At 67.5% G+C, this 25757-nt stretch carries 30 protein-coding genes and 2 tRNA genes; 9 read left to right on the top strand and 23 right to left on the bottom strand.

The features are described from left to right. The first annotated feature begins 124 nt into the window (after positions 1-124). The 4 genes from AC1DVI_RS01825 to AC1DVI_RS01810 all read left to right on the top strand — a co-directional run bounded on the left by AC1DVI_RS01825 (position 125) and on the right by AC1DVI_RS01810 (position 4105). On the top strand, positions 125-2143 hold the full coding sequence (locus tag AC1DVI_RS01825) for a flagellar hook-length control protein FliK (RefSeq protein ID WP_476956527.1): 2019 nt from the start codon (positions 125-127) through the stop codon (positions 2141-2143). A gap of 40 nt (positions 2144-2183) precedes the next feature. Beyond that, positions 2184-2912, top strand: coding sequence for a flagellar hook assembly protein FlgD (locus AC1DVI_RS01820; protein ID WP_476956526.1), 729 nt, complete (start codon positions 2184-2186; stop codon positions 2910-2912). A gap of 199 nt (positions 2913-3111) precedes the next feature. After that, the gene (gene sciP / locus AC1DVI_RS01815) at positions 3112-3474 is read left to right on the top strand and encodes a CtrA inhibitor SciP (protein ID WP_425599232.1); all 363 of its coding nucleotides are present in this window, start codon (positions 3112-3114) and stop codon (positions 3472-3474) included. A gap of 175 nt (positions 3475-3649) precedes the next feature. After that, positions 3650-4105 (top strand): MaoC family dehydratase, encoded by a 456-nt coding sequence (locus tag AC1DVI_RS01810; RefSeq protein WP_476956525.1) that lies wholly within the window; start codon positions 3650-3652, stop codon positions 4103-4105. Between the two features lie 85 nt (positions 4106-4190). Here the strand turns inward: AC1DVI_RS01810 and AC1DVI_RS01805 are convergent. Then, a tRNA-Lys gene (locus AC1DVI_RS01805) sits at positions 4191-4266 on the bottom strand. A 73-nt stretch (positions 4267-4339) separates the two neighbouring features. Then, positions 4340-4415, bottom strand: a tRNA-Lys gene (locus AC1DVI_RS01800). 293 nt (positions 4416-4708) lie between these two features. Here AC1DVI_RS01800 and AC1DVI_RS01795 point away from each other — a divergent pair. Then, positions 4709-6235, top strand: coding sequence for a class I SAM-dependent methyltransferase (locus AC1DVI_RS01795; RefSeq protein ID WP_476956524.1), 1527 nt, complete (start codon positions 4709-4711; stop codon positions 6233-6235). A gap of 15 nt (positions 6236-6250) precedes the next feature. Here AC1DVI_RS01795 and AC1DVI_RS01790 read toward each other — a convergent pair whose 3' ends face one another. Together AC1DVI_RS01790 and AC1DVI_RS01785 are read right to left on the bottom strand one after the other, a co-directional pair. After that, the gene (locus AC1DVI_RS01790; protein ID WP_476956523.1) at positions 6251-7048 is read right to left on the bottom strand and encodes a DUF2243 domain-containing protein; all 798 of its coding nucleotides are present in this window, start codon (positions 7046-7048) and stop codon (positions 6251-6253) included. Between the two features lie 64 nt (positions 7049-7112). Continuing rightward, positions 7113-9002 carry an ABC transporter transmembrane domain-containing protein gene (locus AC1DVI_RS01785; protein ID WP_476956522.1) on the bottom strand — a complete coding sequence of 630 codons (1890 nt, stop codon included), beginning with the start codon at positions 9000-9002 and terminating at the stop codon, positions 7113-7115. Between the two features lie 265 nt (positions 9003-9267). On the opposite strand from AC1DVI_RS01785, the gene rpmE reads away from it, so the two are divergent. Beyond that, positions 9268-9492, top strand: a complete 225-nt coding sequence (rpmE, locus tag AC1DVI_RS01780; RefSeq protein ID WP_014241009.1) for a 50S ribosomal protein L31 — start codon at positions 9268-9270, stop codon at positions 9490-9492. A gap of 96 nt (positions 9493-9588) precedes the next feature. Here rpmE and AC1DVI_RS01775 read toward each other — a convergent pair whose 3' ends face one another. Beyond that, a complete protein-coding gene (locus AC1DVI_RS01775) occupies positions 9589-9996 on the bottom strand; it encodes a DUF1465 family protein (RefSeq protein WP_145626361.1) in 408 nt (135 codons plus the stop codon). 279 nt (positions 9997-10275) lie between these two features. Between AC1DVI_RS01775 and AC1DVI_RS01770 the strand changes: the two genes are divergently transcribed. Next, positions 10276-10737, top strand: coding sequence for an Hsp20 family protein (locus AC1DVI_RS01770; protein WP_038526830.1), 462 nt, complete (start codon positions 10276-10278; stop codon positions 10735-10737). Between the two features lie 83 nt (positions 10738-10820). On the opposite strand, the gene AC1DVI_RS01765 is transcribed toward AC1DVI_RS01770, so the two are convergent. The 5 genes from AC1DVI_RS01765 to AC1DVI_RS01745 form a co-directional block, all read right to left on the bottom strand. Then, positions 10821-12713, bottom strand: a complete 1893-nt coding sequence (locus tag AC1DVI_RS01765) for a sensor histidine kinase (protein WP_476956521.1) — start codon at positions 12711-12713, stop codon at positions 10821-10823. Positions 12714-12811: 98 nt separating this feature from the next. Next, positions 12812-13609 (bottom strand): alpha/beta fold hydrolase, encoded by a 798-nt coding sequence (locus tag AC1DVI_RS01760; protein WP_476956520.1) that lies wholly within the window; start codon positions 13607-13609, stop codon positions 12812-12814. 10 nt (positions 13610-13619) lie between these two features. After that, complete coding sequence (locus tag AC1DVI_RS01755) at positions 13620-14930, bottom strand: O-acetylhomoserine aminocarboxypropyltransferase (RefSeq protein WP_476956519.1); 1311 nt, start codon at positions 14928-14930, stop codon at positions 13620-13622. Between the two features lie 173 nt (positions 14931-15103). Beyond that, positions 15104-16234: a carboxylate-amine ligase gene (locus AC1DVI_RS01750; protein ID WP_476956518.1), complete on the bottom strand. Its 1131-nt coding sequence runs from the start codon at positions 16232-16234 to the stop codon at positions 15104-15106. Between the two features lie 6 nt (positions 16235-16240). Then, on the bottom strand, positions 16241-17113 hold the full coding sequence (locus tag AC1DVI_RS01745; RefSeq protein ID WP_476956517.1) for an N-formylglutamate amidohydrolase: 873 nt from the start codon (positions 17111-17113) through the stop codon (positions 16241-16243). 186 nt (positions 17114-17299) lie between these two features. On the opposite strand from AC1DVI_RS01745, the gene AC1DVI_RS01740 reads away from it, so the two are divergent. Beyond that, positions 17300-18214, top strand: coding sequence for a DMT family transporter (locus AC1DVI_RS01740; protein ID WP_476956516.1), 915 nt, complete (start codon positions 17300-17302; stop codon positions 18212-18214). Between the two features lie 109 nt (positions 18215-18323). After that, on the top strand, positions 18324-19082 hold the full coding sequence (locus AC1DVI_RS01735) for a FadR/GntR family transcriptional regulator (RefSeq protein WP_103041394.1): 759 nt from the start codon (positions 18324-18326) through the stop codon (positions 19080-19082). Positions 19083-19203: 121 nt separating this feature from the next. Here the strand turns inward: AC1DVI_RS01735 and AC1DVI_RS01730 are convergent, their stop codons facing one another. The 13 genes from AC1DVI_RS01730 to rpsQ all read right to left on the bottom strand — a co-directional run bounded on the left by AC1DVI_RS01730 (position 19204) and on the right by rpsQ (position 25754). Then, positions 19204-19851 carry an adenylate kinase gene (locus AC1DVI_RS01730; RefSeq protein ID WP_014241019.1) on the bottom strand — a complete coding sequence of 216 codons (648 nt, stop codon included), beginning with the start codon at positions 19849-19851 and terminating at the stop codon, positions 19204-19206. Then, on the bottom strand, positions 19851-21191 hold the full coding sequence (gene secY / locus AC1DVI_RS01725; RefSeq protein ID WP_014241020.1) for a preprotein translocase subunit SecY: 1341 nt from the start codon (positions 21189-21191) through the stop codon (positions 19851-19853). The genes AC1DVI_RS01730 and secY overlap by 1 nt, the downstream gene beginning before the upstream one ends. A gap of 118 nt (positions 21192-21309) precedes the next feature. Further along, entirely contained in the window at positions 21310-21795 is a 486-nt protein-coding gene (rplO, locus tag AC1DVI_RS01720) for a 50S ribosomal protein L15 (protein ID WP_149467682.1), read from the bottom strand. Positions 21796-21799: 4 nt separating this feature from the next. Next, complete coding sequence (gene rpmD, locus AC1DVI_RS01715; RefSeq protein WP_014241022.1) at positions 21800-21991, bottom strand: 50S ribosomal protein L30; 192 nt, start codon at positions 21989-21991, stop codon at positions 21800-21802. A gap of 2 nt (positions 21992-21993) precedes the next feature. Continuing rightward, positions 21994-22575 (bottom strand): 30S ribosomal protein S5, encoded by a 582-nt coding sequence (gene rpsE / locus AC1DVI_RS01710; protein ID WP_035675037.1) that lies wholly within the window; start codon positions 22573-22575, stop codon positions 21994-21996. Between the two features lie 12 nt (positions 22576-22587). After that, positions 22588-22950, bottom strand: coding sequence for a 50S ribosomal protein L18 (gene rplR, locus AC1DVI_RS01705; protein WP_014241024.1), 363 nt, complete (start codon positions 22948-22950; stop codon positions 22588-22590). Positions 22951-22958: 8 nt separating this feature from the next. Further along, positions 22959-23492: a 50S ribosomal protein L6 gene (gene rplF, locus AC1DVI_RS01700; RefSeq protein WP_014241025.1), complete on the bottom strand. Its 534-nt coding sequence runs from the start codon at positions 23490-23492 to the stop codon at positions 22959-22961. Between the two features lie 13 nt (positions 23493-23505). Continuing rightward, on the bottom strand, positions 23506-23904 hold the full coding sequence (rpsH, locus tag AC1DVI_RS01695; protein ID WP_035675041.1) for a 30S ribosomal protein S8: 399 nt from the start codon (positions 23902-23904) through the stop codon (positions 23506-23508). Between the two features lie 13 nt (positions 23905-23917). Next, positions 23918-24223, bottom strand: a complete 306-nt coding sequence (gene rpsN, locus AC1DVI_RS01690) for a 30S ribosomal protein S14 (RefSeq protein ID WP_476956515.1) — start codon at positions 24221-24223, stop codon at positions 23918-23920. 19 nt (positions 24224-24242) lie between these two features. Beyond that, entirely contained in the window at positions 24243-24785 is a 543-nt protein-coding gene (gene rplE / locus AC1DVI_RS01685) for a 50S ribosomal protein L5 (RefSeq protein ID WP_035675042.1), read from the bottom strand. 11 nt (positions 24786-24796) lie between these two features. After that, positions 24797-25117, bottom strand: coding sequence for a 50S ribosomal protein L24 (rplX, locus tag AC1DVI_RS01680; protein ID WP_109070628.1), 321 nt, complete (start codon positions 25115-25117; stop codon positions 24797-24799). Then, positions 25114-25482, bottom strand: a complete 369-nt coding sequence (rplN, locus tag AC1DVI_RS01675; protein WP_012973215.1) for a 50S ribosomal protein L14 — start codon at positions 25480-25482, stop codon at positions 25114-25116. Before rplN ends, rplX begins: the two co-directional genes overlap by 4 nt. Positions 25483-25499: 17 nt before the next feature. Further along, a complete protein-coding gene (gene rpsQ, locus AC1DVI_RS01670; RefSeq protein WP_014241029.1) occupies positions 25500-25754 on the bottom strand; it encodes a 30S ribosomal protein S17 in 255 nt (84 codons plus the stop codon). Between the last annotated feature and the right edge of the window lie 3 nt (positions 25755-25757).

The following is a 25757-nucleotide window of genomic DNA, read 5'->3' as shown; positions in this document are numbered from 1 at the left end:
TGCCGGCTTGCGGACGGAAGTGCCGGGCGTGGAATGGCGGTTGGACGCGCCGGCGCCGGCCTGAAACTGGCCCGTTAGTTGCTTCTGGATGGGGTGCACCTGTCCGCTTCGGGGAACCCCTTCCATGGCCATCCAAACGAACACCGCGCCCTCCGCGTTCGAAAGCCTGGTCAGGGGCCAGACCTCCTCCAGCCAGAACACGGCTCCGCGAAGCGACAAGTTCGCCTCGATGATGGACCGGCTGATCAGCGAGGCCTCCACCCGCAAGCGCGATCAGGCCCAAGCGGAGAGCGCAGCCCAAGATCGGCGCAACGCCGCGGCGAGCGCCGCCGATCACGCCGCGGCCAATCGGGCCGCCGACCGCAAGGCGGCGGAGCGCAGCCCGCCGTCCCGCCCCGCCCCCATCCGCGCGGAGCCCGCAAAGCCACGCCAAGCCTCCGAAGCGGCCACCCAGGCCGAGGCCCGCACCGCTCGCCAGGACGAGGCCCAGCGCGCCGCCGAACGGAGGGACGCCCGCACATCCGACGCAGCCAAGGCCGGCAATTCCGCCCACGCGACGCGCACCGAACGGCGTGAGGCCGCTGCGGCGAACCACGCCGCGGCCAAGGACGCGAAGGCCGCCAGCGCCAAGACGGCGCAGGACGACTCCGCCGCCAAGCCGGCGCCCACCGATGCCGCCGCCCTGACCGACACCACGGAGGAGCTTCCGCCGGACCGGACCGATGGCGCGATGGGCGATGGCGCCGCGCAGGACGGTGCCGGCGATCAGGCCGCGCAGGACGGCACCGGCGAGGCCGTGATCCTCGACCTGACCGTCACCGTGACCGAAACCACCGTGGAACTGGTCACCGCCGACCAATCCGCCACCCTGACCGATATGGAGGCCGCCCTGTCGCTGGCCGTCGCCCCGGTGGCCATCGGCACGCCGGATGACGAAGCCGACAAGAGCGATGACGTCGCCGCGGTCGGCGCGACCGAGGCGACGGCCGCGACTCCGGACGGTGCGGAAGCTCCTTTGGCGGCTGACGCCGAAACCGCCGAAGCGGCTTTGGCCGCTGCCCTGGGAACCGCCGCTGCCCCACATCAGGATGGCAAGACCAAGACCGCCTCCGACGAATCCATGAAGGCCGCCGCTGCGGCCAAGCCGGTCGTGGAAGCACCTCAGGCGTCGGCGGACGCCATGCCGCCGCCGGTCGTCCCGGCGGGTAGTCCGCAGACCGAGATCCCCGTACCCCACGCCGAGGCCAAGGACGCCGCCGCCAAGGACAAGCCGGCGACGGCCGGCGACGCGCCGCCCTCCGGCGCCCTCCCCCTCGCCGACCTGCCGAACGACGACAGCGCGCCCCTGCCGCAGACCCTGACCGATCTCGCCGCGGCCAAGGCCAAGGGCGCGACCCGGACCGGGGCGGACGGCGATGCGGGAGCCAACGCCGGCAACCGCGGCACCCAGGACCCGAACGGCAACGCCGCCCTGACGCAGCCGCCGGCGCCCCAGGCACCGGTTGCCGACCCGGCAAAGCCTGCCGGGCAAAGCGCGTTCCTGACCGCTGCCGCCGCTGCGGCCGCCACGGACGCCGCCCCTCCGGCGGACGCCGCGCCGCATGCCACCACCCCCACGCACCCGGTCTTCGCCGGGGTCGAGGGCGTACACACGACGAGCGGCGTTGAGGCGGGTCTGACGACCGCCCAGCTTCGCCCGTCCCGCGGCTCCGCCGGCCTGCCGATGGGCGTGCAGGATCAGGTGGCGGTCCACATCAGCAAGAACGTGTCGGACGGCAACGACCAGTTCACCATCAACCTGCGCCCCGCCGAGCTGGGCCGCATCGACATCAAGCTGGAGATCGGCCAGGACGGGCGGGTCACCGCGTCGGTCGCGGTGGAAAGGGCCCAAACCCTGGAACTGCTGCAGCGTGACAGCCGCAATCTGGAACGCGCCTTGCAAGACGCCGGACTGAAGGCGGACAGCAACAGCCTCAACTTCAGCCTGCGCGGTGACGGCGGCCAATCGTTCCAGGACTCGGGACGGCAGGGCGGCTCCGGCCGGCGGGGCCGCGGCTTCGGCGGCGGCACGGGCGAGGTGGAGGATGCGCAGGCCGCCTACACCCTGACTCTGGCCCCGGGCCGCGTCGACATCCAGGCCTGATTCAGACCAGCCGCAGCCATTCCAGCGAAGGACCACGACCATGGCCACCACCAACACCGACTACGGCAGCAGCTGGAACCTGAACCAGACCAAGACGAAGACGGACACCTCCACCAAGACCACCAAGACCGCCGACGAGCAGAAGCTCGACACCGCGGTGAAAGGGCTGGGCGACAATTTCGAACATTTCCTGAAGCTGCTGACCACACAAATGCAGAACCAGGACCCGCTGAAGCCCATGGACACGAATGACATGACCAAGCAGCTGGTCGATTTCGCGAACGTGGAGCAGAACATCGGGACCAACAGCCGCTTGGACAAGCTGCTGAAGCTGCAGAACGCCTCGACGAACTCGACCAATCTCGCCTATCTGGGCCGCACCGTCACCTTCGAGGGCGACAGCTTCGACTACACCCAGGGCATGACCGCGGCCCCGCTGGCCTATGAACTGGAGAAGTCCGCCAAATCGGTTCGCGTGGACATCCTGGACAGCAAGAACCGCGTCGTCCGGTCGATGACGGGCGAGACCACCGCCGGCACCAAGCATGTCGTGAACTGGGACTTCAAGGACGACGGCGGCAACGCCGTCCAGCCGGGCCAGTACCGCCTGAACATCGCCCCGGTGTCCGAGAAGAAGGACGACATCATCAAGGCGACCCCCTTCACCTTCGGCACGGTCAGCGGCATCGGGTCCAACAAGGACGGCGAAACCGTGATGTCCGTGGGCAGCGTCGAGGTTCCGCTGTCCAAGCTCTCCAAAGTGTACTGAGGGCAGCCTCCGTACCCGCCTAAGCGTCTTCCGAAGGCGTGGTCAAAGGCATGGTCGAAGGCATGGGCGTGGGTCCGGACGGGCCCATACGCCATGCCTTCGACCATGCCTTTTATGCTTAAAACATTAACCCTATCGTTTAGGCTTTTGTTAAGCGGAGAAGGGGTAGGTTACCACCAAATCGTGGAATACATTGCTGATGGTGGAGCGTCCGCGCATGTCATCTCGCGAGCTTGAAATGAGCGACGATGGCTCCAGTGGAGCGTCGGTCATCGGTCCGGAAGGGCGGCCGATGACAGAAAATGATCTTCCCCCTCCGGACACCAAGCGCTGGGTCATGCGGCGCAAGGCGGAGGTTGTGGCCGGCGTGCGTTCGGGGCTGATCAGCCTCGAGGAAGCGTGCCGCCGCTACACCCTGTCCGTGGAGGAATTCCTGTCCTGGCAACGGCTGATCGACAGCCACGGCATGCGGGGTCTGCGCGCCACGCGGCTGCAGGACTATCGCGGGAACCAGCCGCCGCCGTCCGTGCGCAGCCGCATGGCCAGCACCGCCGCCGAATAAGCGGCTCCCGCTCGCCGTCAGACCGGAACAGACCGCCGCAGGCCCACCCTGCGGCGTCGTTGTTTTGTGTCCTGGCTGCTTTGCAATTTTTACGTGGCAGGTATCGCTTTCGTTCCCGCTCCGCAGAGATTAACGCTAAGCGACGAGGCAACCGGCCACGGGAGTCCACCGACCGATGCGCTATCTCGACGACCTGACTCCCGGTGACCGCTTCACCGGCGGCCCCATGACCGTGACGGAGGAGGACATCGTCGCTTTCGCGCGCCAGTTCGACCCGCAACCCTTCCATCTCGATCCCGCGGCGGCGCGGGACAGCGTCTTCGGCGGGCTGGCGGCGAGCGGCTGGCACACCGCCGGGCTGACGATGCGGATGATCGTCACGGGCGACGGCGCGCTCGCCGGCGGCTTCGTCGGGATGGGGGTGGAGGACATCCGATGGCCAAAGCCCACCCGCCCCGGCGACGTCCTGCGCATCGAAAGTGAGATTCTGGAGGTCCGTGTGTCGGCCAAGCGCCCCGACCGCGGCATCGCCCGCGTGCGCACCACCACCATCAACCAGGACGGCGAAACCGTGCAGCAGATGACGGCGAACCTGCTCGTCCCCCGCCGCCCCGGCGCCGATCCGGAATGACGGCGTAAGCAAATCCCCAAACGCACAAAGGGCCGCCCGCGGGCAGCCCTTTTGTGTGCGTCGCTGTCGTTCCGATATTAGGGAATGGTGGGCGCACAAGGACTCGAACCTTGGACCCGCTGATTAAGAGTCAGCTGCTCTACCAACTGAGCTATGCGCCCATTCCCATCCAGGCGAAAACGCCCGGCGGCGTGAAAGGGGTCCTGGGAGCGATCCCTTTCGATCCGGAAGTGATGGTGGGCGCACAAGGACTCGAACCTTGGACCCGCTGATTAAGAGTCAGCTGCTCTACCAACTGAGCTATGCGCCCATCACGTCTCGTTCACACCGGCACCGGAGCCTTCGTCTCTGCGTCAGGGGGTGCCTGACCGTATCGACTAGGGTTCCTGTCCGGCCAAGCCGTCGTCCCGGCCGGTGTGGCGCGGTTTATAACGAAGGGTCCGGGGCTTGTCGATACCAAAATGGATAGGGTCGCATTTTTTTGCGGGTCTCGTTCCGGCTCCGCACACACCCCTCAAAACCGCCCTCTTCAGCCGCCTTCTTTGACAGCCGGCCAAGCCCGGCGCTATCACCCTTCCCCAGCGGACGGAGGGAGTGGAGACGATGCAGGGCTGGACCGAGGGCTACGTGGGTGGGATCGGCTACATCCACGCCTTCTACCGGGAACTGTCGCCGGCGCTGCTGTCCTTTGCGCTGACCCTGCGCGGCTGGCGCCCCCCGATGGACCTCGCCGGATCCTTCGCCTGCGCGGAGATCGGCTGCGGCCATGGGGTGAGCAGCGCCGTCCTGGCGGGCTGCCATCCCCACGCCCGGTTCGAGGCGGTGGACTTCAATCCCGGCCACATCGCCGGCGCCCAGCGCCTCGCCGCCGAGGCCGGACTGGGCAACGTCGCCTTCCTGGAGGAGAGCTTCGCCGAGTACGCGCAAGGCGGGTCCAAGGATCTGGACATCGTGACGCTGCACGGCGTCTGGTCCTGGATCAGCGCGGAGAACCGGGCGATCCTGGTGGAAACGCTGAAGCGGCGGCTGAAGCCCGGCGGGCTGGTCTTCGTCAGCTACAACGCCCTGCCCGGCACGCTCGCCTACATGCCGCTGCGCCGCGTCCTGGTCGAGCATTGCGCCGACCGCACCGGCCCGCTGCCGGAGCGGATCGAGGAGGCCGTGGCTTTCGCCAGCCGCCTGACCGCCCTGAACGCCGGCTGGTTCGCCCAGGCCGACGCGCTGCCGGCGCGGCTGGACTCGCTGAAGCGCAAGTCGGCCAACTACATCGCCCATGAATATCTGAACCGCGATTGGACGGCCTTCTACCACGCCGACGTGGCGCGGGAGCTGGCGGCGGCCAAGCTGGACTTCGCCGGCCCCGCCGTCCCGATGGAGCAAATGGACGAGCTGTCCCTGCCGCCGGACGCCCTGCCCCTGCTGGCCGAGGCGCGCGACCCGGCCTACCGCGAGACGCTGCGCGACCTGCTGACCAACCGCGCCTTCCGCCGCGACCTGTTCGTGAAAGGCGCCGAGCGGTTGACCGCGGCGGAGCGGCGGGAGCGGCTGCGCGCCACCGGCTTCGCCCTTCTGGTGCCGCCCGACGATTTGCCGGAAGTCGTGCTGGCCCCGGTCGGGCGCGTTCCCCTGCCGCTAGACCTGCACGGCCCGCTGGCCGAGGCGCTGGCCGCCGGCACGCCCACACTGGCCGAGTTGTCCACCCTCCCCGCCCTGGCTCGCCACGGCGAGGAGGCGGTGCTGCGTGCGCTGATGATCCTGACCAGCCTGGCGCTGGTGTCGCCCGCACTGCCCGAGGCCGGTCAGGCGGCGCGTGCGCTTCAGGCCGACCGCTTCAACGCCGCCATCCTGGAACGCAACCGCCGCGACGACACGCTGGACACGCTTGCGTCGCCCGTCCTCGGCTCCGGCGTCGCGGTGTCGCGGCTGGAGGGCTTGTTCCTGGTGGCGCGGCGCAACGGCACCGACCCCGCGGCGACCGCCTGGGAAGCACTGTCGGCCGATGGGCTCGCCCTGTCGCGCAACGGCGCCCGGCTCGACGGGGAAGAGGCGAACATGGCGGAGCTGCGCGCCCGGTTCGACCGCTTCACCCGCCTGCGCCTGCCAACGCTGCGCCGCCTCGGCGTGGCGTGACCGGGCGCCGCCGCGTCAGGTCCGGAACCAGTCGAGACAACCGGTCGGCAGCAGTGTGTTGCTGACCAGCAGGGCCCCGTACCGGTAGAGTGTCGCCGGATTGCCCTTCTCACCCAGGTCGATGGCCCAGAGCTGGCCGGAGGGGTCCTGCCAGACCGTCCGCCCGTCCACCGCCGCTACGGCAGCGAACACGTCCGGCGCCGTCGTGCCGGGCTTGAACAGCACCATCACCGTGCTCACGCCCGGCGGCGGCAGAGCGGCGACCGGCCCGGCGATCAGAACCGCCAGCGTCAGGGCGACCGGCGCGGCGCGGCCACCGCCATCCGCTCCCCCGCCGCTCCGCAGCCGCCAGCCCGCCGCGACAACGGCGACGCCGAAGACGACGAACCACAGCAGGTCCCAGAGCAGCGGGTTCGCCGAGTCCATGCGGATGCGGTGGATGCCGAGAATCCAATGGGACAGGACACCGTCGAGGATGTGCCAGACGCCGAAGCCGATCAGGGCGTTGGCGAAGAGGAGACGATCCGCCCCCGGCTCGGCGAAGCGGCGCCGGCTCCGCCACAGCAGCCACAGGCCGCCCGCCGCGACGAGGTACATCGCCGCGTGGAACAGGCCGTCCGCCAGGATCTGGACGCGGATGTCCTGAACGGCGGAGGACTCGACCGCCGACAGCAGGTGATGCCATTGCAGAACCTGATGCAGCAGGATTCCGTCGAAAAAGCCGCCGAGCGCGAAACCCAGCAGGTATCCCGCCCAGGGAAGCCCCGCTGCCGCCCGTGCCGGTGAAGGAAGATGCGCCGCGCCTGTGGACATGGCTCGACAACCGCCGCAAGCGCGGACGGGTTCCGGCCACGGCGTCCGAAGGGCGGAGGGCTTTCTAGCCGCCGACCAGCCCGGCCTCGTCCGCCGCACGGTCGAACTGGAGCGCGGCGAGGCGGGCGTAGAGGCCGCCCTCACGGACGAGGTCGGCGTGGCGCCCGGTGGCGACGACGCGCCCCTGCTCCATCACCACGATCCGGTCGGCGTTCAGGACGGTCGCCAGCCGGTGGGCGATGATGATCGTGGTGCGCCGGGTCATCAGCTTGTCCAGCGCGTCCTGCACCATGCGCTCGCTTTCCGCGTCGAGCGCGCTGGTCGCCTCGTCGAGCAGCAGCACCGGCGGGTCGCGCAGGATGGCCCGCGCGATGGACAGGCGCTGACGCTGCCCACCGGACAGGCGCACGCCCTTCTCGCCCAGGAAGGTGTCCAGCCCCTCGGGCAATGCTTGCAGGAACTCAAGCGCGTGGGCAGCCTCGGCGGCGGCGAGCACCTCGGCGTCGGTGGCGTCCGGGCGCCCGTAGCGGATGTTCTCCCAGGCGTTGGCGGAGAAGACCACCGGGTCCTGCGCCACGAGGCCGAGCCGCCGCCGCACCTCCACCGGGTCGGCGTCGCGGACGTCCACCCCGTCCAGGGTGACCGCCCCGGCCTGCGGGTCGTAGAAGCGCAGCAGAAGCTGGAACACCGTGGATTTGCCGGAGCCCGACGGGCCGACCAGGGCCACCGTTTCCCCTGGCTCGATCTCCAGCGAGAAATCCTTCAGCGCCGCCCAGTCCGGGCGCGACGGGTAGTGGAACCGCACGTCGCGGAAGGACAGCGCGCCCTGGGCCGGGTCCGGCAGGGCGCGCGGGTTGGCCGGGGCGCGGATCTCCGGCTCGGTGTCCAGCAGGTCGAACAGCCGTTCCGTGGCGCCGGCGGCGCGCTGGAGGTCGCCGGCCACCTCGCTGATCGCCCCGACCGAACCGGCGACAACCACCGAGTAGATGACGAAGGCCGAGAGCTGACCCACCGTCAGCCGCCCGGCGAGCACATCGTGCCCGCCAATCCACAGGATCAGGCCGACCGAACCGAACACCAGCACGATGACGATCATCGTCATGATGGCGCGCACCGTCACCCGCCGCCGGGCGGTGGCGAAGGCGTCCTCGACCCGCCCACCGAACAGGCTGCGGTCGATGGTTTCGTGCGTGTAGGCCTGCATGGTGCGGATGGCGCCCAGCGTCTCCTCGACGAAGGAGCCGAGGTCGGCGATCTTGTCCTGGCTGGCCCGCGACAGGGCGCGCACCCGCCGCCCCAGGATGATGATCGGCAGGATGACCACCGGCACGCCCAGGAACACCAGCCCGGCCAGCTTCGGCGAGGTCACCAGCAGCATCGCCGTGCCGCCGACGAACATCAGCGTGTTGCGCAGCGCGATCGAGACGGAGGAGCCGACCACGACCTGAAGCACCTCGGTGTCGGTGGTCAGGCGCGTCAGGATCTCGCCGGTCTTGGTGGTCTCGAAGAAGCCGGGAGAGAGCTTCACCACGTGGTTGTAGACGGCGCGGCGGATGTCGGCCACCACCCGCTCGCCGATCCAACTCACCAGATAGAAGCGCCCAAAGGTCGAGGCGGCCATCAGCACGATGACCACCAGCAGGACGAGGAGCGCCCGGTCGAGCAGCGCCGAGTCACCCGCGACGAAGCCCTGGTCCACCAGGACGCGCATCCCCTGCCCCAGCCCCAGAACGGTCCCGGCGGCCACGGTCAGGGCCAGCATGGCACCCAGGATCTGCAGCCGGTACGGCCACAGAAAGGGAAACAGCCGGCGCAGCGGCGACAGGTTGCGGCGGCGCGATGCGGCAGAGGACGCCCCTTCGGACACCGGATCGGATTTCGACGAATGACGGGACACCGAGGCTCCCCAGCGGCAGGACGATGTGCAGACGGTGCACGGGGGCAAGCTCGGCATATAGCAAGGGGGAGGCCTATGAACAAGGTATGGTGTGGCCGCCGGATCAAACCGCGGCGGCACGAAGACACAGTGATCCGGCTGGCGCCATCACGCTCCGGAAGCGCTCCAATTCTCTGTGCATCCGTGTTCTCGTGGTGAATGATGGGGCGGCACAGCGAAGCGGCGGTGGTTCGGGAACACCCGCCATTCCGGCGCAGGAACGCGGTTGCATCATGCCGCATGCTTTGCTATAGACCGCGCTCGCTTTGCAGGAACCCCGGCCATGAAGACTGATATCCATCCCGACTACCACGAGATCAACGTGGTGATGACCGACGGCAGCACGTTCAAGACCCGCTCCACGATGGGCAAGCCGGGCGATACGCTGCGCCTCGACATCGACCCGAAGTCGCACCCGGCTTGGACCGGCGTGCAGAAGCTGCTGGACACGGGCGGCCAGATCGCCAAGTTCAACAAGCGCTTCGCGAGCTTCGGCCTGAAGAAGTAACCTTCTTCGTCCGCAAAACGAAAAGGGGCGTCCGGTTCGCCGGGCGCCCTTTTCGCGTTTGCGGCTTCTGTTTGCGGTTTGTCGGGAAGCCGGCCGTCAGCCGGCCATCGCCACCGCGTCGCGGGCGCGCTCGTCCAGCCGGGCGACGCGCATGTAGAGCCGGTGGCTGCGCTCCAGAAGGCTGCGCAGACCGTCCGGAAGCTGCTCGTTGTCCGGGCCGGAGGGATCGGTGCAGATGTCCCCGCCCGACAGGGCGAAATCGTCGCTCGCCGCTTGCTCGCGGGTCATTTCCCCAGCATGGACGGCCTTCTGCGCCAGCAGCCAGGCCATGACCTGGGTCAGCCGGCTGGTCACCCGCATCGATTCGTACGAGATCTGAAGCCGGACATGGGGCGGCAGCGCCCGGTGGCTGGCGGCGTCATGATAGGCGATGTAATTGCGCGCCTCGATCAGCAGCGCCATCGTCTCATCATAAGTCCCGTTGAAGAAGGTCGGTGTTTCCATCACGGCCGTACCCCTCCCGCGGCCGGATGGCCCGAATCCGAGCCTCGGCGCAACTGATTAACAATCGATGAGTGGATATGGACCCCCGCCATCCGCCCTATGGACGGCGGCGGCACGGCCCGGCGATTTTCAAAAAGCGCCCTCTTGAACGCTGAGGGCACTCGCTTATCTGTCGCGGTGTCGGCGGACGCCCAGTTGGGGTTCGCCGGAACCGCAAGCCGGGGGACCGACGATGATCGTGGTCCCCGATCGCTGTATCGCTCTTTCGGAGGATATGTCATGCGCTCCTACGACCTTTCGCCCCTGTTCCGTTCGACCGTCGGGTTCGACCGCCTCTCGCGTCTCCTGGAGAACGCGATGACCGGCGACGAGGCCGCCGCGTCCTACCCGCCCTACAACATCGAGAAGACGGGCGACGACGCTTACCGGATCACCATGGCCGTCGCCGGCTTTGGCCCGGAGGACCTGGAGATCACCGCTCAGCAGAACTCTCTGGTGGTCACAGGGAAAGCTAAGAAGGAACAGGAGACCGGCCAATTCCTCTACCGGGGTATTGCCGGCCGCGCTTTCGAGCGCCGCTTTCAGCTTGCCGACTTCATCAAGGTGGGCAACGCCAATCTGCTGAACGGGCTGCTCCACATCGATCTGGTGCGCGAGGTGCCGGAAACGATGAAGCCGCGGACCATTCAGATCGGCACCAACGGCACGGCGAAGCCCGCGCTGACCCAGCAGGCCGCGTAACCGCAAGGCACTGCACATCCACACGGCGTCCCGGGAAACCGGGGCGCCGTTTTTGCGTTCTCCGGAAGTCACTGCCGCCCTCGTCAGGCCTCGCCCTTGATCCGGCTCGGCGGTAAGGCCACGGTCACGGCGGTCCCCTTCCCCGGCGCACTATCGATGCGCAATGTCCCGCCATGCGCCTCGACCAGCCGCTTCGAGATGGACAGGCCGAGCCCCATTCCCTCGTAGCGCCGCGCCATGGACTGATCGACCTGGACGAAGGGGGTCATCGCCTTCGGCAGATCCTCCGCCGCAATGCCGATTCCGGTGTCCGTCACCGACAGTTCCAGCCCACCGTCGCCCGCCCGCCGGACGCGGATGGCGGCGGGTTCACCGGGATTGGAGAATTTCACGGCGTTCGACAACAGATTCACCAGCACCTGCCGCAGGCGCAGCGCGTCGCCGAACAGCGTCGGCAGGCCATCCTCCAGGTCGATGCGAATCGGCACGCCGCGTTTGCCCGATTGGATGGCGACGAGATTCAGCGCCTCCCCCACCAGTGCGGACGGATCGACGGGATTTTCGTTCAGCCGCAGCCCTCCGGCCTCGATGGTCGTGATGTCCAGGATGTCGTCGATGATCGCCAGCAGATGTTCGCCCGACTGGCGGATCGAGCCGGCGTAGTCGATGTAGCGGTCCACCTCCCCCGCGCCCAGCAGTCGCATCTCGATCACCTGGGCGAATCCGATGACCGCGTTCAGCGGGGTGCGCAACTCATGGCTCATGATCTGGAGGAAGGTCGACTTGGTGCGGTCCGCCGACTCGGCCGCTTCCTTGGCGGCGATCAGGTCGCTTTCGGTCCGCTTGCGCGCGGTGATGTCGCGGATGATGCCGGTGAAGACGCGCCGCCCGCCCGTCTCGACCGCGCTAACCGAAACCTCGATGGGAAAGCGGTTGCCGTCGCCGCCCCGCACCGCGACGGCCTCCCGCACGGCCCCGGCCCCATGAGTTTCGCCGCCGGGCTGGTAAACGGCCAACCCGCCATCCTGAAGCAGCGCGCCGATGTCCGGGATCAGCCGGTCGATCCGGCTCCACAGCATGTCGGCCGCCGTAATGCCGAACATCGCCTCCGCCGCCGGGTTGAAGCTGTGGACAATGCCCTCCCCATCCATGGTGACGATGGCGTCGGCGGCGGCATCCACGATGGCGTTGGTCCGGGCCTCCGCCATCAGCAGAGCGTCGGCGGTCCGCACATATTCGGTCATGTCGGTCAGCGTGCCGACACAGCCCATCACCCGCCCATCCATGTCGCTCAGCGGCGAGCCCTGGCACAGGGCGAAGGTGACCGTGCCATCGGCCCCGCAAAACCGAAGATTCAGCAGAACCGGCCGACCCGACGCCACGGCCTGCGCCCAATCCGCCTCCAACCGGGATCGGTCGTCCGGATGCAGCGACGTGCGCCAGGCATGGCCGGACAGCGCATCGGGAGACAGCCCGGCGATGGCGGCGAAGCGCGGGTTGGCGAAGACGATACCGCCGTCGCGGTCCGTCTGGAAGATGCCGACCGGGGCCGAGCGGGCCAGCGTCTGGTAGAGCGTTTCGCTCGCCCGCAGTCGTTGTTCGGCCTCCACCCGGTCGGCCACGTCACGGGCGTGGATGACGATACCCTGGACGTCGGGGTCGTCCAGCCCGTTTTGCGCCGTCACCTCCATGTGACGCCAGCCACCGGCCGCGTGGCGCAGCCGGCAGGGGAACGGGCGACCGGCTTCGGTGCATGCCCCACGGCCGCACAAGGCGAGACGCCGGGCGACGTCGTCCCGGTCGTCCGGATGGACGCAATCCAGGACGAGCGTCCCCAGCAGCGCCTCCGGCGGCGATCCCAGCACGCGAGGCGACGCGGCTCCCACATCGGCGAACCGACCGTCCGACGACAGCACGGCGACGACATCGCCGGCGTTCGCCATCAGCGCATGAACATACCGCTCAAGACTCCGCACAGAACACCATTCCGCATCGCCGCTCCAACACAGAACAGTAAGACGTCAATCCGTTAACGATTCATGACGCCATTCCAATCAACGAAGAAACAACAGGCTCAGCGCGCAGAGAATTGCGCTGAAATGGCATCTGTGGTTGCGTCTGGCGCTTCCGTCATAACCATATGGCCTATACCGGACAGCATGATAACTTCGGAATGCCTAACCTTAGCGGAGAGAGCCTTGCCGGATTTTGCCGGAGTCATACGGTCGGCTCCGCCCAGCAGAAACAGCGCCGGGCAGGACACCGCCGCCGCCGCCTCAGCGCCGCGGACGTAGGCGTTGCAAGCGCCCAAATCGACGCCCAGCACGCCGGGGCGGGCCCGCTGCATCAACCGCCGCCCGCCGGGGAGCAGCGACAGTCCCGGCGCCGCCGCGCCGCCGACATGCCCGCGCGGCCCATGCCCCCAGCCGATGACCAGTTCGATGGCGGACGGGTCGTTCAGCGCCGCGGCGGCCAGAAGATCCGGATGAACCGGCATCGTCTCCGCCACGCCCAGCAGGGCCAGCGACTCGACTCGGTTTTCGTGCCGCGCCGCGGCTTCCAAGGCCACCAGGGCACCCATGGAATGGCCGGCGAGCGCCGCCTTCGCCACACCCACTGCGTCCAGCAGAGCCACGATCCAGTCCGCCAATTCCTCGATGGAGGGCAGCGGCGCCCCGCCGGACCGGCCATGACCCGGCAGATCCACCGCCAGGACCGACCGCCCGTGATGGGCGAGGTAGCGGCTTTGCAGGCTCCACGCCGTGTGGTCCATGCCGGCGCCGTGGATCAGCACGATCACCGGGAGCGCCGGGTCGAAGGACCGCCCGCCGGTGTGGGCGTAGACGGTTTGGCCGTTGACGGTCAGGTCCATGGCAGCCTCCTCACGCCTTCGTCGCGGCGCGCAGCGCCTGGCGCAGATCGTCGATCAGGTCGTCGCAATCCTCCAGCCCGATGGACAGGCGGATCATGTCCTCCCCCACCCCGGCGGCGGCGAGCGCCTCGGCGTCGAGCTGGGCGTGGGTGGTGCTGGCGGGGTGGATGACCAGCGACTTGGCGTCGCCGACGTTGGCGAGGTGGGAGAACAGCGCCAGCTTCTCGATGAAGCGCCGCCCGGCCTCCCGCCCGCCTTTGATGCCGAAGGAGATGATGGAGCCCGCACCATGCGGCAGGAGCTGGGCGCGCAGCCGGTGGTCGGGATGATCGGGCAGCTCCGGATGGGTGACCCAGGCGACGCTGCCGTTCTCCGCGTAGGCCTCCGATTCGAGGAAGCCCAGCACCTTGCGGGTGTTGTGGATGTGGCCCTTCATGCGCAGCGGCAGGGTTTCCACGCCCTGAAGGATCTGGAAGGCGTTCATCGGGCTCATACAGGCGCCGAAGTCGCGCAGGCCCTCGGCGCGGGCGCGCATGATGAAGGCCGCCGGCCCGTACTCCTCCGCGAAGTCGATGCCGTGATAGCCGGCGTAGGGCTCGGTCAGGGTCGGGAACTTGCCGGACGCCTCCCAGTCGAAGGTGCCGCCGTCGATCACCGCCCCACCGATGGCGACGCCGTGCCCGGCCAGCCACTTGGTGCAGGAATGCATGACCAGATCGGCGCCGAAACTCAACGGCTTGCACAGGTAGGGCGTGACGAAGGTCGCATCGACCATCAGCGGCAAGCCGGCGTCATGCGCGATGGCGGACAGGCGGGGGATGTCGAGCACCTCCAGCCCCGGATTGCCCAGCACCTCGCCGAACAGCAGCCGAGTCTCCGGCCGGATGGCCGCACGGAAGCCGTCGAGGTCGCGCGGATTCACGAAGGTCGTGGTGATGCCGAATCGCGGCAGCGTGTAGGCCAGCAGGTTGCGGCTGCCGCCGTAGATCGACGAGGAGGCGACGATGTGCCCGCCCGCGTCCATCAGCGTCATGATGGCGAGCGTTAGCGCCGCCTGACCACTGGCCGTGCAGACCGCGCCGACACCGCCGTCCAGAGCCGCCAGTCGCTCCTCCAGCACCGCCACTGTGGGGTTGGAGATGCGGGAATAGATGTGCCCCGGCCGTTCCAGATTGAACAGCGAGGCGGCGTGGTCGGTGTCGTCGAAGACGTAGGACGTGGATTGGTAGATCGGCACCGCCCGCGCCCCGGTGGCCGGGTCGGGCCGCTGGCCGGCGTGCAGGCTCAGCGTGTCGAACTTGAGGAACTTGGCGTCGGCCATTCCCTTCCCCCTGAAAAAGGTAAGGGCCGCCCGTGGTGCGAGCGGCCCTCTGCTGCTTCGTTTTTTTGCCTGCCCTGCTCAACCCGGTGAGCTGATTTGCGGCGAGGGTATGGCTGGATGACGCAAAGGTCAAGTAGTGGCTTTCCGAAAGTTGCCCCCAATTTCGAAGCAAATCACTCCACCCCAACCATCGTCTCCTCGGCCAGCCAATCGACCACCTGGGCCAGGGCTTCCCAGCCGGTGGCGCCCTGCTCCAGCGCCTCGCGGTAGATGGCGACCTGCCGGTGGGCGCTGGTGCCGCGGCGGATGATGTCGCGGGCGTTGGCGACCTCGGCCACGCAATCGAAGCGCTCCGCGTCCTCGCGGGTCAGTTCGATCAGCTCCTCCATCAGGTCGGCGTAGGGCACGATGGTGCCGCGCCCGAAATCGACCAGCCCCTCGTCGAGGCCGTAGCGCTGGGCACGCCAGCGGTTCTCGCCGATCAGCAGGTTCTTGTAGGGCCGCCACGTCACGTTCCGCAGCCGCAGCCGCCACAGCATGCGCAGCAGGCAGCGGAACAGCGCCGCCACCGTCACCGCGTCGTCCAGACGGGTGCAGACGTCGGTGATCCGCATCTCCAGCGTCGGGAAGCGCTGGGACGGACGGATGTCCCACCACAGCTTGCTCGCGTCCTCGATGATCCCGGCGTTGACCAGGACGTTCACCTGCTGCTGGTACTCGCCGAAGCTCTGGAAACTGTCGGGCATGCCGGTGCGCGGCAATTCGTTCCACACCGCCAGCCGGTAGGATTTCCGCTGCATGTCCTGCCCCCGCCAGAAGGGCGAGGAGGTGGACAGCGCCAGCAGATGCGGCAGGAAATAGCGGACCTGATTCATCAGGTCGATGCGCAGGTCGTCGTCCTCGATCCCGACATGGACGTGCATGCCGCAGATCATCAGACGCCGCGCCGGCGCGCCCAGGTCGCGGGCCAGCATGTTGTAACGGTCGCGGTTGGTGTGCTTCTGCGGCTCCCACGCGGCGAAGGGATGGGTGGAGGCTGCGATGGGCGCCAGATTGTGGGCGCGGGCCACCCCGGCCACCGTCGCGCGCAGCCGCGCCAGTTCGGCCCGCGCCTCCGTCAGGGTGGTACAGACCGGCGTGCCGACCTCGATCTGGCAGCGCAGGAATTCCGGATGGATCTGGCCCGGCGCCTGCTCCTGGCAGGCCTCCAGCATCTCGTCCGGCGGGTTGCGCGCAATGTCTCGCGAGTTGCGGTCGACCAGCAGATACTCTTCCTCAAGCCCCAGCGTGAAGGCCGGCTCCATGAACGCTCACTCCCGCGGGAACAGTTTGATTTCGTAAAGGCTGGGATCGGCCAGGATCGGCTCCAGCGCGTCGCCCAGCACCGTCGCCCACAGCGCCGCCCCCTCCGGCGTGGCGATCAGGTCCTGGCGCACCTCGACCAGGACGTTGGGCAGCCCGGCGGGGGTCGCGTGGCTTTCCACCGTGCCGCCCAGGGTGGTCCGGCCCGAGTAGGGCTCGTTGTCGCCGACGCACCAGCGCCCGTCGGCGCGCAGCCGTGCGATCATCGGGATCGGGATGCGCGGGTCGTGGTCCCACAGGATGCCGACATGCCAGGGCCGGGCGACGCCGCGCATGGCGGGCGTGAAGCTGTGGATCGATAGCAGCACCGGCACCTGCCCGCGCTCCCGCCGCCGGGCGACCTCGGCGGCGACGGCCTCGTGATAGGGCCGGAAGATGGCGTCGATCCGGCGCTCCTCCTCGACGCGGTCCAGGGCACGGTTTCCGGGGATCACCACGTCGTCGCTGACCACCGGAATCGCCGTGGGATCGTCCAGCGCGCGGTTCGGGTCGATCACCAGCCGGGAATAGCCGGACAGCACCGCCGTCGCGCCGAACCGCTCCGACAGCCGACGCGTCACCTCCGCCGCGCCGATGTCGTAGGCGATGTGCCGGCACAGGTTCGCCTCGTCCAACCCCAGCGACCCCAGCGCCTTCGGAATGGCCCGCGCGGCGTGGTCGCACAGCAGCAGGACCGGGCTGTCCGACTCCGGGCGCAGCACGGTGACCGGCGGCGGGTCGTCGGGACCCAGCAACGGCGCAGCGGGCGCCGCACGGGGCGGCGACGGCAGGGTCACCGGTCGGGGGTGTTCGGCGGGCTTGCAGGGGGATCGCTGCGTCATGATGGCACAGTATTGCAGGGTCTCGGTCGCAGCGGAAGTTCCCGCCGGCTGGTTCCCAAGGCAACGGCCCGGCGGCGCGGATGATCCCAACGGAGCGGCAATGTCCCACAGTTCGGGCCTTCCGCAGATGAGCCATGCGGCAGGCGCCCGTGGCGCCTGGTGGGTGCGTCCGTTATAACGGACGCCATGCCGGACGCCAGCACCCTCGCCCCCACCGCGCGCGCCGACTCGGCGCAGCGGATCGCGCTGATCGCCCTTCTGACCGGGGCGCTGGGAATTGCCTTCGCACCGATCTTCGTGCGCCTCTCCGAACTGGGGCCGAGCGCCACCGCCTTCTGGCGGCTCGCCTTCGCCATCCCCGCTCTGTGGGTCTGGATGGCGGTTGAGCCGAAGGGGGGCGCGCGGTCGCGCAAGCCTTCGTCGCTGTCCGACTACGCCCGGCTGACCGCGGCCGGCCTGTTCTTCGCTGGCGACCTCGCCATCTGGCACTGGTCGATCCGCTACACCTCCGTCGCCAACTCCACGCTGCTCGCGAACTTCGCGCCGATCTTCGTGACGCTGGTGTCCTGGCTGGTGTTCAAGGAGCGGTTCAGCCGGACCTTCCTGACGGGGCTCGGGCTGGCGCTGTGCGGGGCCGTCGTGCTGATGGGGCAGAGCCTGAAGCTGAGCCCGGACCATGTGTTCGGCGATGCCCTCGGGCTGCTGACCGCGGTCTTCTACGGCGGCTACATCCTGGCGGTGGGGCGGCTGCGGGCGGAGTTCTCCACCGCCACCATCATGACCTGGAGCGGAGTCGTCACCGGCCTCGCCCTGCTGCCCATCGCCCTGCTGTCGGGGGAGAGCCTGATCGCCGGATCTCTCGGTGGATGGGCCGTGCTGCTGGGGCTCGCCCTGGTCAGCCACGCCGGCGGCCAGAGCCTGATCGCCTATGCGCTGGCCCATCTGCCCGCCGCCTTTTCCTCCGTCAGCCTGCTGCTTCAGCCGGCGGCGGCGGCGGTGCTCGCCTGGGCGCTGCTCGCCGAGCCGCTCGGCATTCTCCAGGCAACGGGCGGCGCCGTGGTGTTGGCCGGCATCCTGATGGCCCGCCGCGGGAGTCGATGAAACGCCGCCGGTGACGCCGGCCATACGCCGCCGTCCGGATGCGAGTTGACGTGATTTACCCGACTCGGGTACGACCTATGACCGATTGCTGATGAAAGGGCATGCCACCGTGTCCGACACCGAAGAACCCCACCACGTACCGGCCTCCTCCCAGCGCATTTCCGAATGGGTGGCGGAGCGGATTCTCGAACGGATCGCCCGCGGCGAACTCGTTCCGGGAGAGCGCCTGCCCGGCGAGCGCCAGCTTGCGGAGCAGCTCCACGTCAGCCGGGTGTCGGTGCGCGCGGCCCTGCAAAAGTTGAAGACGCAGGGCTTCCTGACCGCCGTCCAGGGCGGCGGCACGCGCGTGGTGTCCTCCGCGGGCGCCATGGACGGCGCCCTGACCGAGATGGTCCGCGTGAAGCACGCCAATCTCTGCGACCTCGTGGAGATCCGGCAGGCCCTGGAAAGTTGGGCGGCCCGGCGCGCCACCGAACGCGCGACCCAGGAGCAGATCGACCACATCGGGCGGGTCCTCGCCGCGATGGGCGAGACGGGCCGCGACGGCAAGCAGGCCGCCGACGATATGGACTTTCACCTCGCCGTCGCCCAGGCGGCCGGGAGCCCAGTCTATCTGCACCTGCTGGCGACCATCCGCGACATCCTCGGCCAAATGATGGAGTATCACCACACCGAGCCCTTCGCGCTGGGCCGAGAGGCGCTGATGATCGACCATCACCGCGCCATCTACGACGCCATCCGGCGCCGCGACGCCGATGCCGCCGCCGTCGCGGCCACCGATCACCTCGGCTGGGTGCTCGACCGTTACAACGATCTGAGCCGGAAGGCGGAAGACCTCTCGCGCCCCGACACCGACGCCGCTCCGTAAAGAGCGGCGGCACCTCCGGGGAGGACCGCCCTCCCCGCCTCATCGTCACGGCATAGAAAAAGCCGCAAAGGTCCGAAGATCCTCGCGGCTTTTTCTATGCAGTCGATCAGGACAATCCCGGTCAGGCGGCCAGGATGCCCTCGATCTGTTTCGTCACGTCGTCGATCTCGGCCATGCCGTCCACCGTCTTCAGAACGCCACGGCTCTGATAATACGGCAGGATCGGCGCGGTCTGCTCGTGATACTGGGCGAGGCGGGTCTTCACCGTGTCGGCGTTGTCGTCGGCCCGGCGCTTGAACTCCGTGCTGCCGCAGACATCGCAGACGCCCTCGACCTTCGGCTTCTCGAAGACGTCGTGATAGCCCTTGCCGCACTTGGCGCAGGTGTAACGACCGGTGATGCGCTCCACCAGGATGTCGTCCACGACCTTCATCTCGATCACGTGATCGAGCTTCAGGCCCTTGTCCGACAGCATGGTGTCAAGCGCCTCGGCCTGAGCGACCGTGCGCGGGAAACCATCGAGGATGAAGCCGTTGGCGACATCCGGCTTGGAAATGCGCTCAGCGATGATTTTGACCATCAGCTCGTCCGGCATCAATTTGCCGGCGGACATGATGTCCTTCGCCTGCTGCCCAAGCGGACCACCCTCGGCGACCATCGCGCGGAGCATATCGCCCGTGGAAAGCTGGACGAGTCCGCGCGTGTCTTCGAGACGCCGCGCCTGGGTCCCCTTCCCGGCGCCCGGCGGTCCGAGCAGAATGAGATTCATTACTTTCTCCCCCGAAGCTTCGCTTTTTTAATCAGCCCCTCATACTGGTGGGCCAGCAGATGGGAATGAATCTGCGCGACCGTGTCCATCGTCACCGTGACCACGATCAGCAGGCTGGTGCCGCCAAAATAGAACGGAACCGAATGCTGGGAAATCAGGATTTCGGGGAGGAGACAAACCGCCACAAGGTAGGCCGAACCGATCACCGTCAACCGGGTCAGCACGTAGTCGATGTAGTCCGCGGTGTTCTTGCCCGGACGGATGCCGGGAATGAAGCCGCCATACTTGCGCAGGTTCTCGGCCGTGTCAGCGGGGTTGAAGACGATGGCCGTGTAGAAGAAGCAGAAGAAGATGATCAGCGCGGAATACAGGATCATGTAGAGCGGCGTGCCGTGCGCCAGATAGCGCGTGACGGTCTGCAGCCACTCCGGACCCTCGCCGCCGGCGAAGCCGACCGCGGTCAGCGGCAGCAGCAGCAGCGACGACGCGAAGATCGGCGGGATGACGCCCGAGGTGTTCAGCTTAAGCGGCAGGTGCGACGCTTCGCCGCCGAACACGCGATTGCCCATCTGCCGCTTCGGATACTGGATCAACAGACGGCGCTGCGCGCGCTCCATGAACACGATGAAGAACACGACGCCCACCGCCATCAGCAGCAGGAAGACGATGAACAGCGTGGACAGCGCGCCGGTGCGGCCCAGCTCCAGCGTGCTGACCAGAGCGCGCGGCAGCTCGGCGACGATGCCGGCGAAGATGATGAGGGAGATGCCGTTGCCGATGCCGCGGGCGGTGATCTGCTCGCCCAGCCACATCAGGAACATCGTGCCGCCGACCAGGGTGATGACCGTGGCGATCTTGAAGAACAGCCCCGGTTCGGGAACCGCGGCGCCGGATGCGCCGGTCATCGCCTCGAGCCCCACCGCCAAGCCCCAGGCCTGCACGGTCGCCAGCAGAACCGTGCCGTAGCGGGTGTACTGGTTCAGCTTCTTGCGGCCCGATTCGCCCTCCTTCTTCAGCGCTTCCATCTGCGGCGACACCGCGGTCAGGAGCTGCACGATGATGGAGGCCGAAATGTACGGCATGATGTTGAGCGCGAAGATCGTCATGCGGTGCAGCGCGCCGCCGGCCAGCATGTCGAACATGCCGAGGATGCCCCCGCCCTGCTGCCGAAAAATATCGGCCAGGATCTGCGGGTTGACGCCCGGAATCGGGATGTAGGTGCCCAGGCGGTAGATGATCAAGGCACCAAGGGTGAACCAGATCCGCTTCTTCAGCTCGGTCGCCTTGGAGAAGGCCCCGAAATTAATATTCGCGGCAAGCTGCTCGGCCGCTGATGCCATGGGTCGTATCCCTGTCCCTAATGCACGAACGGGGCGGTCCTGCAGGATGCAGGCCGCCCCTCGCAACTTCGCTTCATTTAGTGCCGGAAGAGGCCCGCGCGCAAGCGCGGGCTTCCGATCACTCGGCGGCTTCGGCGGCGGACGCGGTCAGCGTGACGCTGCCACCCGCCTTCTCGACCGCTTCCACAGCCGACTTGGAGGCGCCGGCCACGGTGAAGCTGGCCTTCGTCGTCAGGGCGCCCTTGCCCAGCAGACGGACGCCGTCCTTCTTCACCTTGCCGGTGACGCCCGCCGCTTCCAGGGCCACCGCATCGATGGTCTGGCTGGCGTCGAGCTTGCCGGCGTCGATGAACTTCTGGACCAGGCCCAGGTTCACGACCGAGTATTCCTTCGCGAAGATGTTGCGGAAACCGCGCTTCGGAAGGCGGCGGTGAAGGGGCATCTGGCCGCCTTCAAAGCCGTTGATGGCCACGCCGGTGCGCGAGGTCTGACCCTTGACGCCACGGCCGCCGGTCTTGCCCTTGCCCGAACCGATACCGCGGCCGACGCGCATGCGCTCCTTACGGGCACCGGGGTTGTCCCGGAGATCGTTCAGCTTCGTCATGGGTTCAGCCCTCGTTCTCGACGCGGACCAGGTGCGCGACCTTGGCGATCATGCCCCGCACGGCCGGAGTGTCCTCCAGCTCGCGGGTCCGGTGCAGCTTGTTGAGACCCAGACCGACCAGCGTCTCGCGCTGGTCGTGCTTACGACCGATCGGGCTGCCGGTCTGGGTGACGATGACGGTCTTCTTCTCGGCCATGATCAAGCCTCCTGCGCACCGGCGGCGCCGGTTTCACGCTTGCCGAGGATGTCGCTCACGCGACGGCCGCGGCGGGCGGCGACGCTGCGCGGGCTGGAAACCTGCGACAGCGCGTCGAAGGTCGCCTTGATCATGTTGTGCGGGTTGGAGGTGCCGATGGACTTCGTCACCACATCCTGCACACCCAGGGCCTCGAAGATCGCGCGCATCGGACCGCCGGCGATGATGCCGGTACCGGCCGGGGCAGTGCGCAACACGACCTTGCCGGCACCGAAGTGACCGTTGGAGTCGTGGTGCAGCGTGCGGCCTTCGCGGAGCGGAACGCGGATCATGCCGCGCTTCGCCTGGTCGGTCGCCTTGCGGATCGCCTCCGGCACCTCACGGGCCTTGCCCGATCCGACGCCGACGCGGCCCTTGCCGTCACCGACCACCACCAGGGCGGCGAAGCCGAAGCGACGGCCACCCTTCACAACCTTGGCGACGCGGTTGATGCCGACGAGCTTTTCGATCAGCTCGCTCTCTTCCCGGTCGCGATCGCGCGGCTGCCGATCACGGTCGCTCCGCTCGCCTCTTTCACGTGCCATTTCGGAGCCTCCTTAGAACGACAGCCCGCCCTCGCGGGCGGCGTCAGCCAGGGCCTTGACCCGGCCGTGGTAAATGTAGCCACCACGGTCGAACACGACCTCGGTGACGCCAGCCGCCTTGGCGCGCTCAGCGATGAGCGCACCGATCTTCTGGGCGGCTTCGACGTTCCCACCGTGCTTGAGCTGCTCGCGCAGCTCTTTTTCCACGGACGAGGCCGAGGCGACCGTGCGGCCGTTCTCGTCGTCGATGATCTGGGCGTAGATGTGCAGATTGGACCGGAAAACCGAGAGGCGAGCCCGCCCGCCGGCCTTCTTGGCAATCTGCGCGCGCACGCGCTGCTTGCGGCGCTCGTGGAGTTGCTTTGGCTTGAGCATGGCGGACCTTACTTCTTCTTGCCTTCCTTGCGGATGAGCGTCTCGGTCTCGTACTTGATGCCCTTGCCCTTGTAGGGCTCCGGCTTCTTCCAACCGCGGATCTCCGCGGCGACTTGACCGACCTTTTGCTTGTCGAAGCCCGACACCGAGATCGCGGTGGGCTTGTCACACTTGATGGTGATGCCCTCCGGGATCGGGTACTTGACGTCGTGCGAGTAGCCGAGCTGCATGACCAGCTCCTTGCCCTGCACGGCGGCACGGTAACCGACGCCGTTGATCTCGAGGTTGATGGTGAAGCCCTGGTTGACGCCCGTGACCATGTTGTTGATCAGGGTGCGCGAGGTTGCCCACATAACGCGGGCGCGCTTGCTGTCGTTCGCCGGGGCCACCACGACCTTGCCGTCTTCCAGCTTGGCCGTGATGTCGTCGATGAGGGTCAGGCTGAGCGAACCCAGCTTGCCCTTGGCCGACACCTGCTGGCCGTTGACGGAGACGTCAACACCAGCCGGAACCGGCACGGGATGCTTTCCAATGCGCGACATCGAAGGGTCCCCCTTAGAACACGCGGCAGAGGACTTCACCGCCGACGTTGGCGGCGCGGGCCTCATTGTCCGACATCACGCCGCGCGGCGTGGAGAGGATCGCGATGCCGAGGCCGTTGAAGACGCGGGGCAGATCGGTGATCTTCGAATAGACGCGGCGGCCGGGCTTCGACACACGGGCGATCTGCTTAATCACAGGCTCGCCTTCGTGATACTTCAGCTCGATCTTCAGGTTCTTGATGCCGGGGCGCAGCTCCTCCTCGGAGTAACCGCGGATGTAACCCTCGCGCTTGAGAACCTCAAGCACGTTGCTGCGCAGCTTCGACGCCGGGCTCTGCACAACAGACATACGGGCGTGCTGACCGTTGCGAATACGGGTCAGCATATCGCCGAGCGGATCGCTCAAAGACATTCTCCGACCCTCCTTACCAGCTCGACTTCGTCATGCCCGGAATCTGACCAGTCGAGGCCAGATCGCGGAGCGCGACGCGCGACAGCTTGAACTTGCGATAGAACGCCCGCGGACGGCCGGTCATTTCGCAGCGGTTGCGGATGCGCACCTTCGACGAGTTGCGCGGCATTTCGGCCAGCTTGAGGCGGGCGGCGAACTGCTCTTCCGGCGGGAGGGAGCGATCGGAGGCGATGGCCTTCAGGCGGGCACGCTTGTTGGCGAACTGCTTCACCAGCTTGGTGCGACGCTTGTTCTTCTCGATGGCACTGGTCTTAGCCATGGGGTCGTGCTCCAGCCAATCAGGCCACAAACGGCATGTCGAAGGCCTTCAGGAGGGCCTTGGCCTCCTTGTCGGTCTTCGCCGAGGTGACGAAAATGATGTCCATGCCGCGGATCTGATCGATCTTGTCGTAGTCGATCTCCGGGAAAATGATCTGCTCCTTCACGCCCATGGCATAGTTGCCACGGCCGTCGAAGCTGTTGCCGGGGATGCCGCGGAAGTCGCGGACACGCGGCAACGCGATCGTGACCAGGCGATCCAGGAACTCGTACATCCGCTCACGACGGAGCGTGACCTTGCACCCGATCGCCATGCCCTCACGCAGCTTGAACTGCGCGATCGACTTGCGAGACTTCGTGACGATCGGCTTCTGGCCGCTGATCGCCGTCAGTTCGCTCACCGCATTCTGGATCTTCTTGGAGTCGCCGACAGCCTCGCCGACACCCATGTTGATGACGATCTTCTCGATCCGCGGAACTTCCATGTCGTTCGCGTAGCCGAACTCAGCCTTGAGCGCGGCGCGGATCTTGGAGTCGTACACTTCCTTCAAACGTGCAGCCATTGGTCCGGTCCTCACACGTCGATGACTTCGCCGGACCGCTTGGCGACACGCACCTTGCGGCCATCCTCAAGGATCTTGAAACCGACGCGAGTCGGCTTGCCGTCCTTGGGGTCGACATGAGCAACGTTCGAGACGTTGATGGGCGCCTCGAACTCAACGATGCCGCCCTGCGAGGTGGCGCTCGGACGCTGGTGCTTCTTCACCACGTTCACGCCCTGCACGACGACACGGTTTTCCGCCGGGATGACCTTGAGGACTTCGCCGGTCTTGCCCTTGTCCTTGCCGGCAAGGATGACGACTTTGTCCTTGGTCTTGATCTTCGCGGCCATCACAGCACCTCCGGCGCCAGCGAGATGATCTTCATGAACTTCTTGCCGCGAAGCTCACGAGTGACCGGCCCGAAGATACGCGTGCCGATCGGCTCGCCCTGCTTGTTGATCAGCACGGCGGCATTGCGGTCGAAACGGATCGCGGACCCGTCCTCCCGGCGCAGTTCCTTCGCGGTGCGGACGATGACGGCGCGATGCACGTCGCCCTTCTTGACGCGACCCTTCGGAATGGCCTCCTTGACCGAGACGACGATGACGTCGCCGACGGTGGCCACCTTCCGCTTGGACCCGCCAAGCACCTTGATGCACTGCACCCGGCGCGCCCCGCTATTGTCGGCGACTTCCAGGTTGGTTTGCATCTGGATCATGGTTTGTACCCTTCCGTTTACGCGGCGCCGCTAACGGCGGCGGACTCAAGCACGACCGTCCAGCGCTTGCGCTTGGAGATCGGGCGGCATTCGATGATCGAAACGGTATCGCCGACCTTGAACTGGTTGCCCTCGTCGTGGGCGGCGTACTTCTTCGACTGACGAATGAACTTCTTGTACACGGGGTGCATGACGCGGCGCTCGACCAGGACGATAACCGTCTTGTCGCCCTTGTCGCTGACCACCGTGCCCTGCAGAACGCGGCGAGGCATAGG

It is taken from the genome of Azospirillum sp. P4_B5, from assembly GCF_056402275.1.
Note: the sequence above shows the minus strand (reverse complement) of the source record. Positions and strands in the feature narration are given on the sequence as shown.

Excerpts from the sequence above, each read along its gene's own strand:
- rplE (WP_035675042.1), bottom strand. The coding sequence starts at position 24,785 with ATGGCTGCACGTTTGAAGGAAGTGTACGACTCCAAGATCCGCGCCGCG.
- rpsH (WP_035675041.1), bottom strand. The coding sequence starts at position 23,904 with ATGTCTTTGAGCGATCCGCTCGGCGATATGCTGACCCGTATTCGCAAC.
- AC1DVI_RS01820 (WP_476956526.1), top strand. The coding sequence starts at position 2,184 with ATGGCCACCACCAACACCGACTACGGCAGCAGCTGGAACCTGAACCAG.
- AC1DVI_RS01745 (WP_476956517.1), bottom strand. The coding sequence starts at position 17,113 with ATGACGCAGCGATCCCCCTGCAAGCCCGCCGAACACCCCCGACCGGTG.
- rpmE (WP_014241009.1), top strand. The coding sequence starts at position 9,268 with ATGAAGACTGATATCCATCCCGACTACCACGAGATCAACGTGGTGATG.
- AC1DVI_RS01770 (WP_038526830.1), top strand. The coding sequence starts at position 10,276 with ATGCGCTCCTACGACCTTTCGCCCCTGTTCCGTTCGACCGTCGGGTTC.
- rplN (WP_012973215.1), bottom strand. The coding sequence starts at position 25,482 with ATGATCCAGATGCAAACCAACCTGGAAGTCGCCGACAATAGCGGGGCG.
- AC1DVI_RS01790 (WP_476956523.1), bottom strand. The coding sequence starts at position 7,048 with ATGTCCACAGGCGCGGCGCATCTTCCTTCACCGGCACGGGCGGCAGCG.
- AC1DVI_RS01750 (WP_476956518.1), bottom strand. The coding sequence starts at position 16,234 with ATGGAGCCGGCCTTCACGCTGGGGCTTGAGGAAGAGTATCTGCTGGTC.
- rpsQ (WP_014241029.1), bottom strand. The coding sequence starts at position 25,754 with ATGCCTCGCCGCGTTCTGCAGGGCACGGTGGTCAGCGACAAGGGCGAC.
- AC1DVI_RS01760 (WP_476956520.1), bottom strand. The coding sequence starts at position 13,609 with ATGGACCTGACCGTCAACGGCCAAACCGTCTACGCCCACACCGGCGGG.
- AC1DVI_RS01810 (WP_476956525.1), top strand. The coding sequence starts at position 3,650 with ATGCGCTATCTCGACGACCTGACTCCCGGTGACCGCTTCACCGGCGGC.
- AC1DVI_RS01755 (WP_476956519.1), bottom strand. The coding sequence starts at position 14,930 with ATGGCCGACGCCAAGTTCCTCAAGTTCGACACGCTGAGCCTGCACGCC.
- rpmD (WP_014241022.1), bottom strand. The coding sequence starts at position 21,991 with ATGGCCGAGAAGAAGACCGTCATCGTCACCCAGACCGGCAGCCCGATC.
- rplO (WP_149467682.1), bottom strand. The coding sequence starts at position 21,795 with ATGACGAAGCTGAACGATCTCCGGGACAACCCCGGTGCCCGTAAGGAG.
- rplF (WP_014241025.1), bottom strand. The coding sequence starts at position 23,492 with ATGTCGCGCATTGGAAAGCATCCCGTGCCGGTTCCGGCTGGTGTTGAC.
- rpsN (WP_476956515.1), bottom strand. The coding sequence starts at position 24,223 with ATGGCTAAGACCAGTGCCATCGAGAAGAACAAGCGTCGCACCAAGCTG.
- AC1DVI_RS01775 (WP_145626361.1), bottom strand. The coding sequence starts at position 9,996 with ATGGAAACACCGACCTTCTTCAACGGGACTTATGATGAGACGATGGCG.
- AC1DVI_RS01825 (WP_476956527.1), top strand. The coding sequence starts at position 125 with ATGGCCATCCAAACGAACACCGCGCCCTCCGCGTTCGAAAGCCTGGTC.
- secY (WP_014241020.1), bottom strand. The coding sequence starts at position 21,191 with ATGGCATCAGCGGCCGAGCAGCTTGCCGCGAATATTAATTTCGGGGCC.
- sciP (WP_425599232.1), top strand. The coding sequence starts at position 3,112 with ATGGTGGAGCGTCCGCGCATGTCATCTCGCGAGCTTGAAATGAGCGAC.
- rplR (WP_014241024.1), bottom strand. The coding sequence starts at position 22,950 with ATGCTCAAGCCAAAGCAACTCCACGAGCGCCGCAAGCAGCGCGTGCGC.
- AC1DVI_RS01795 (WP_476956524.1), top strand. The coding sequence starts at position 4,709 with ATGCAGGGCTGGACCGAGGGCTACGTGGGTGGGATCGGCTACATCCAC.
- rpsE (WP_035675037.1), bottom strand. The coding sequence starts at position 22,575 with ATGGCACGTGAAAGAGGCGAGCGGAGCGACCGTGATCGGCAGCCGCGC.
- AC1DVI_RS01740 (WP_476956516.1), top strand. The coding sequence starts at position 17,300 with ATGCCGGACGCCAGCACCCTCGCCCCCACCGCGCGCGCCGACTCGGCG.
- AC1DVI_RS01730 (WP_014241019.1), bottom strand. The coding sequence starts at position 19,851 with ATGAATCTCATTCTGCTCGGACCGCCGGGCGCCGGGAAGGGGACCCAG.
- AC1DVI_RS01785 (WP_476956522.1), bottom strand. The coding sequence starts at position 9,002 with ATGCCGAGCTTGCCCCCGTGCACCGTCTGCACATCGTCCTGCCGCTGG.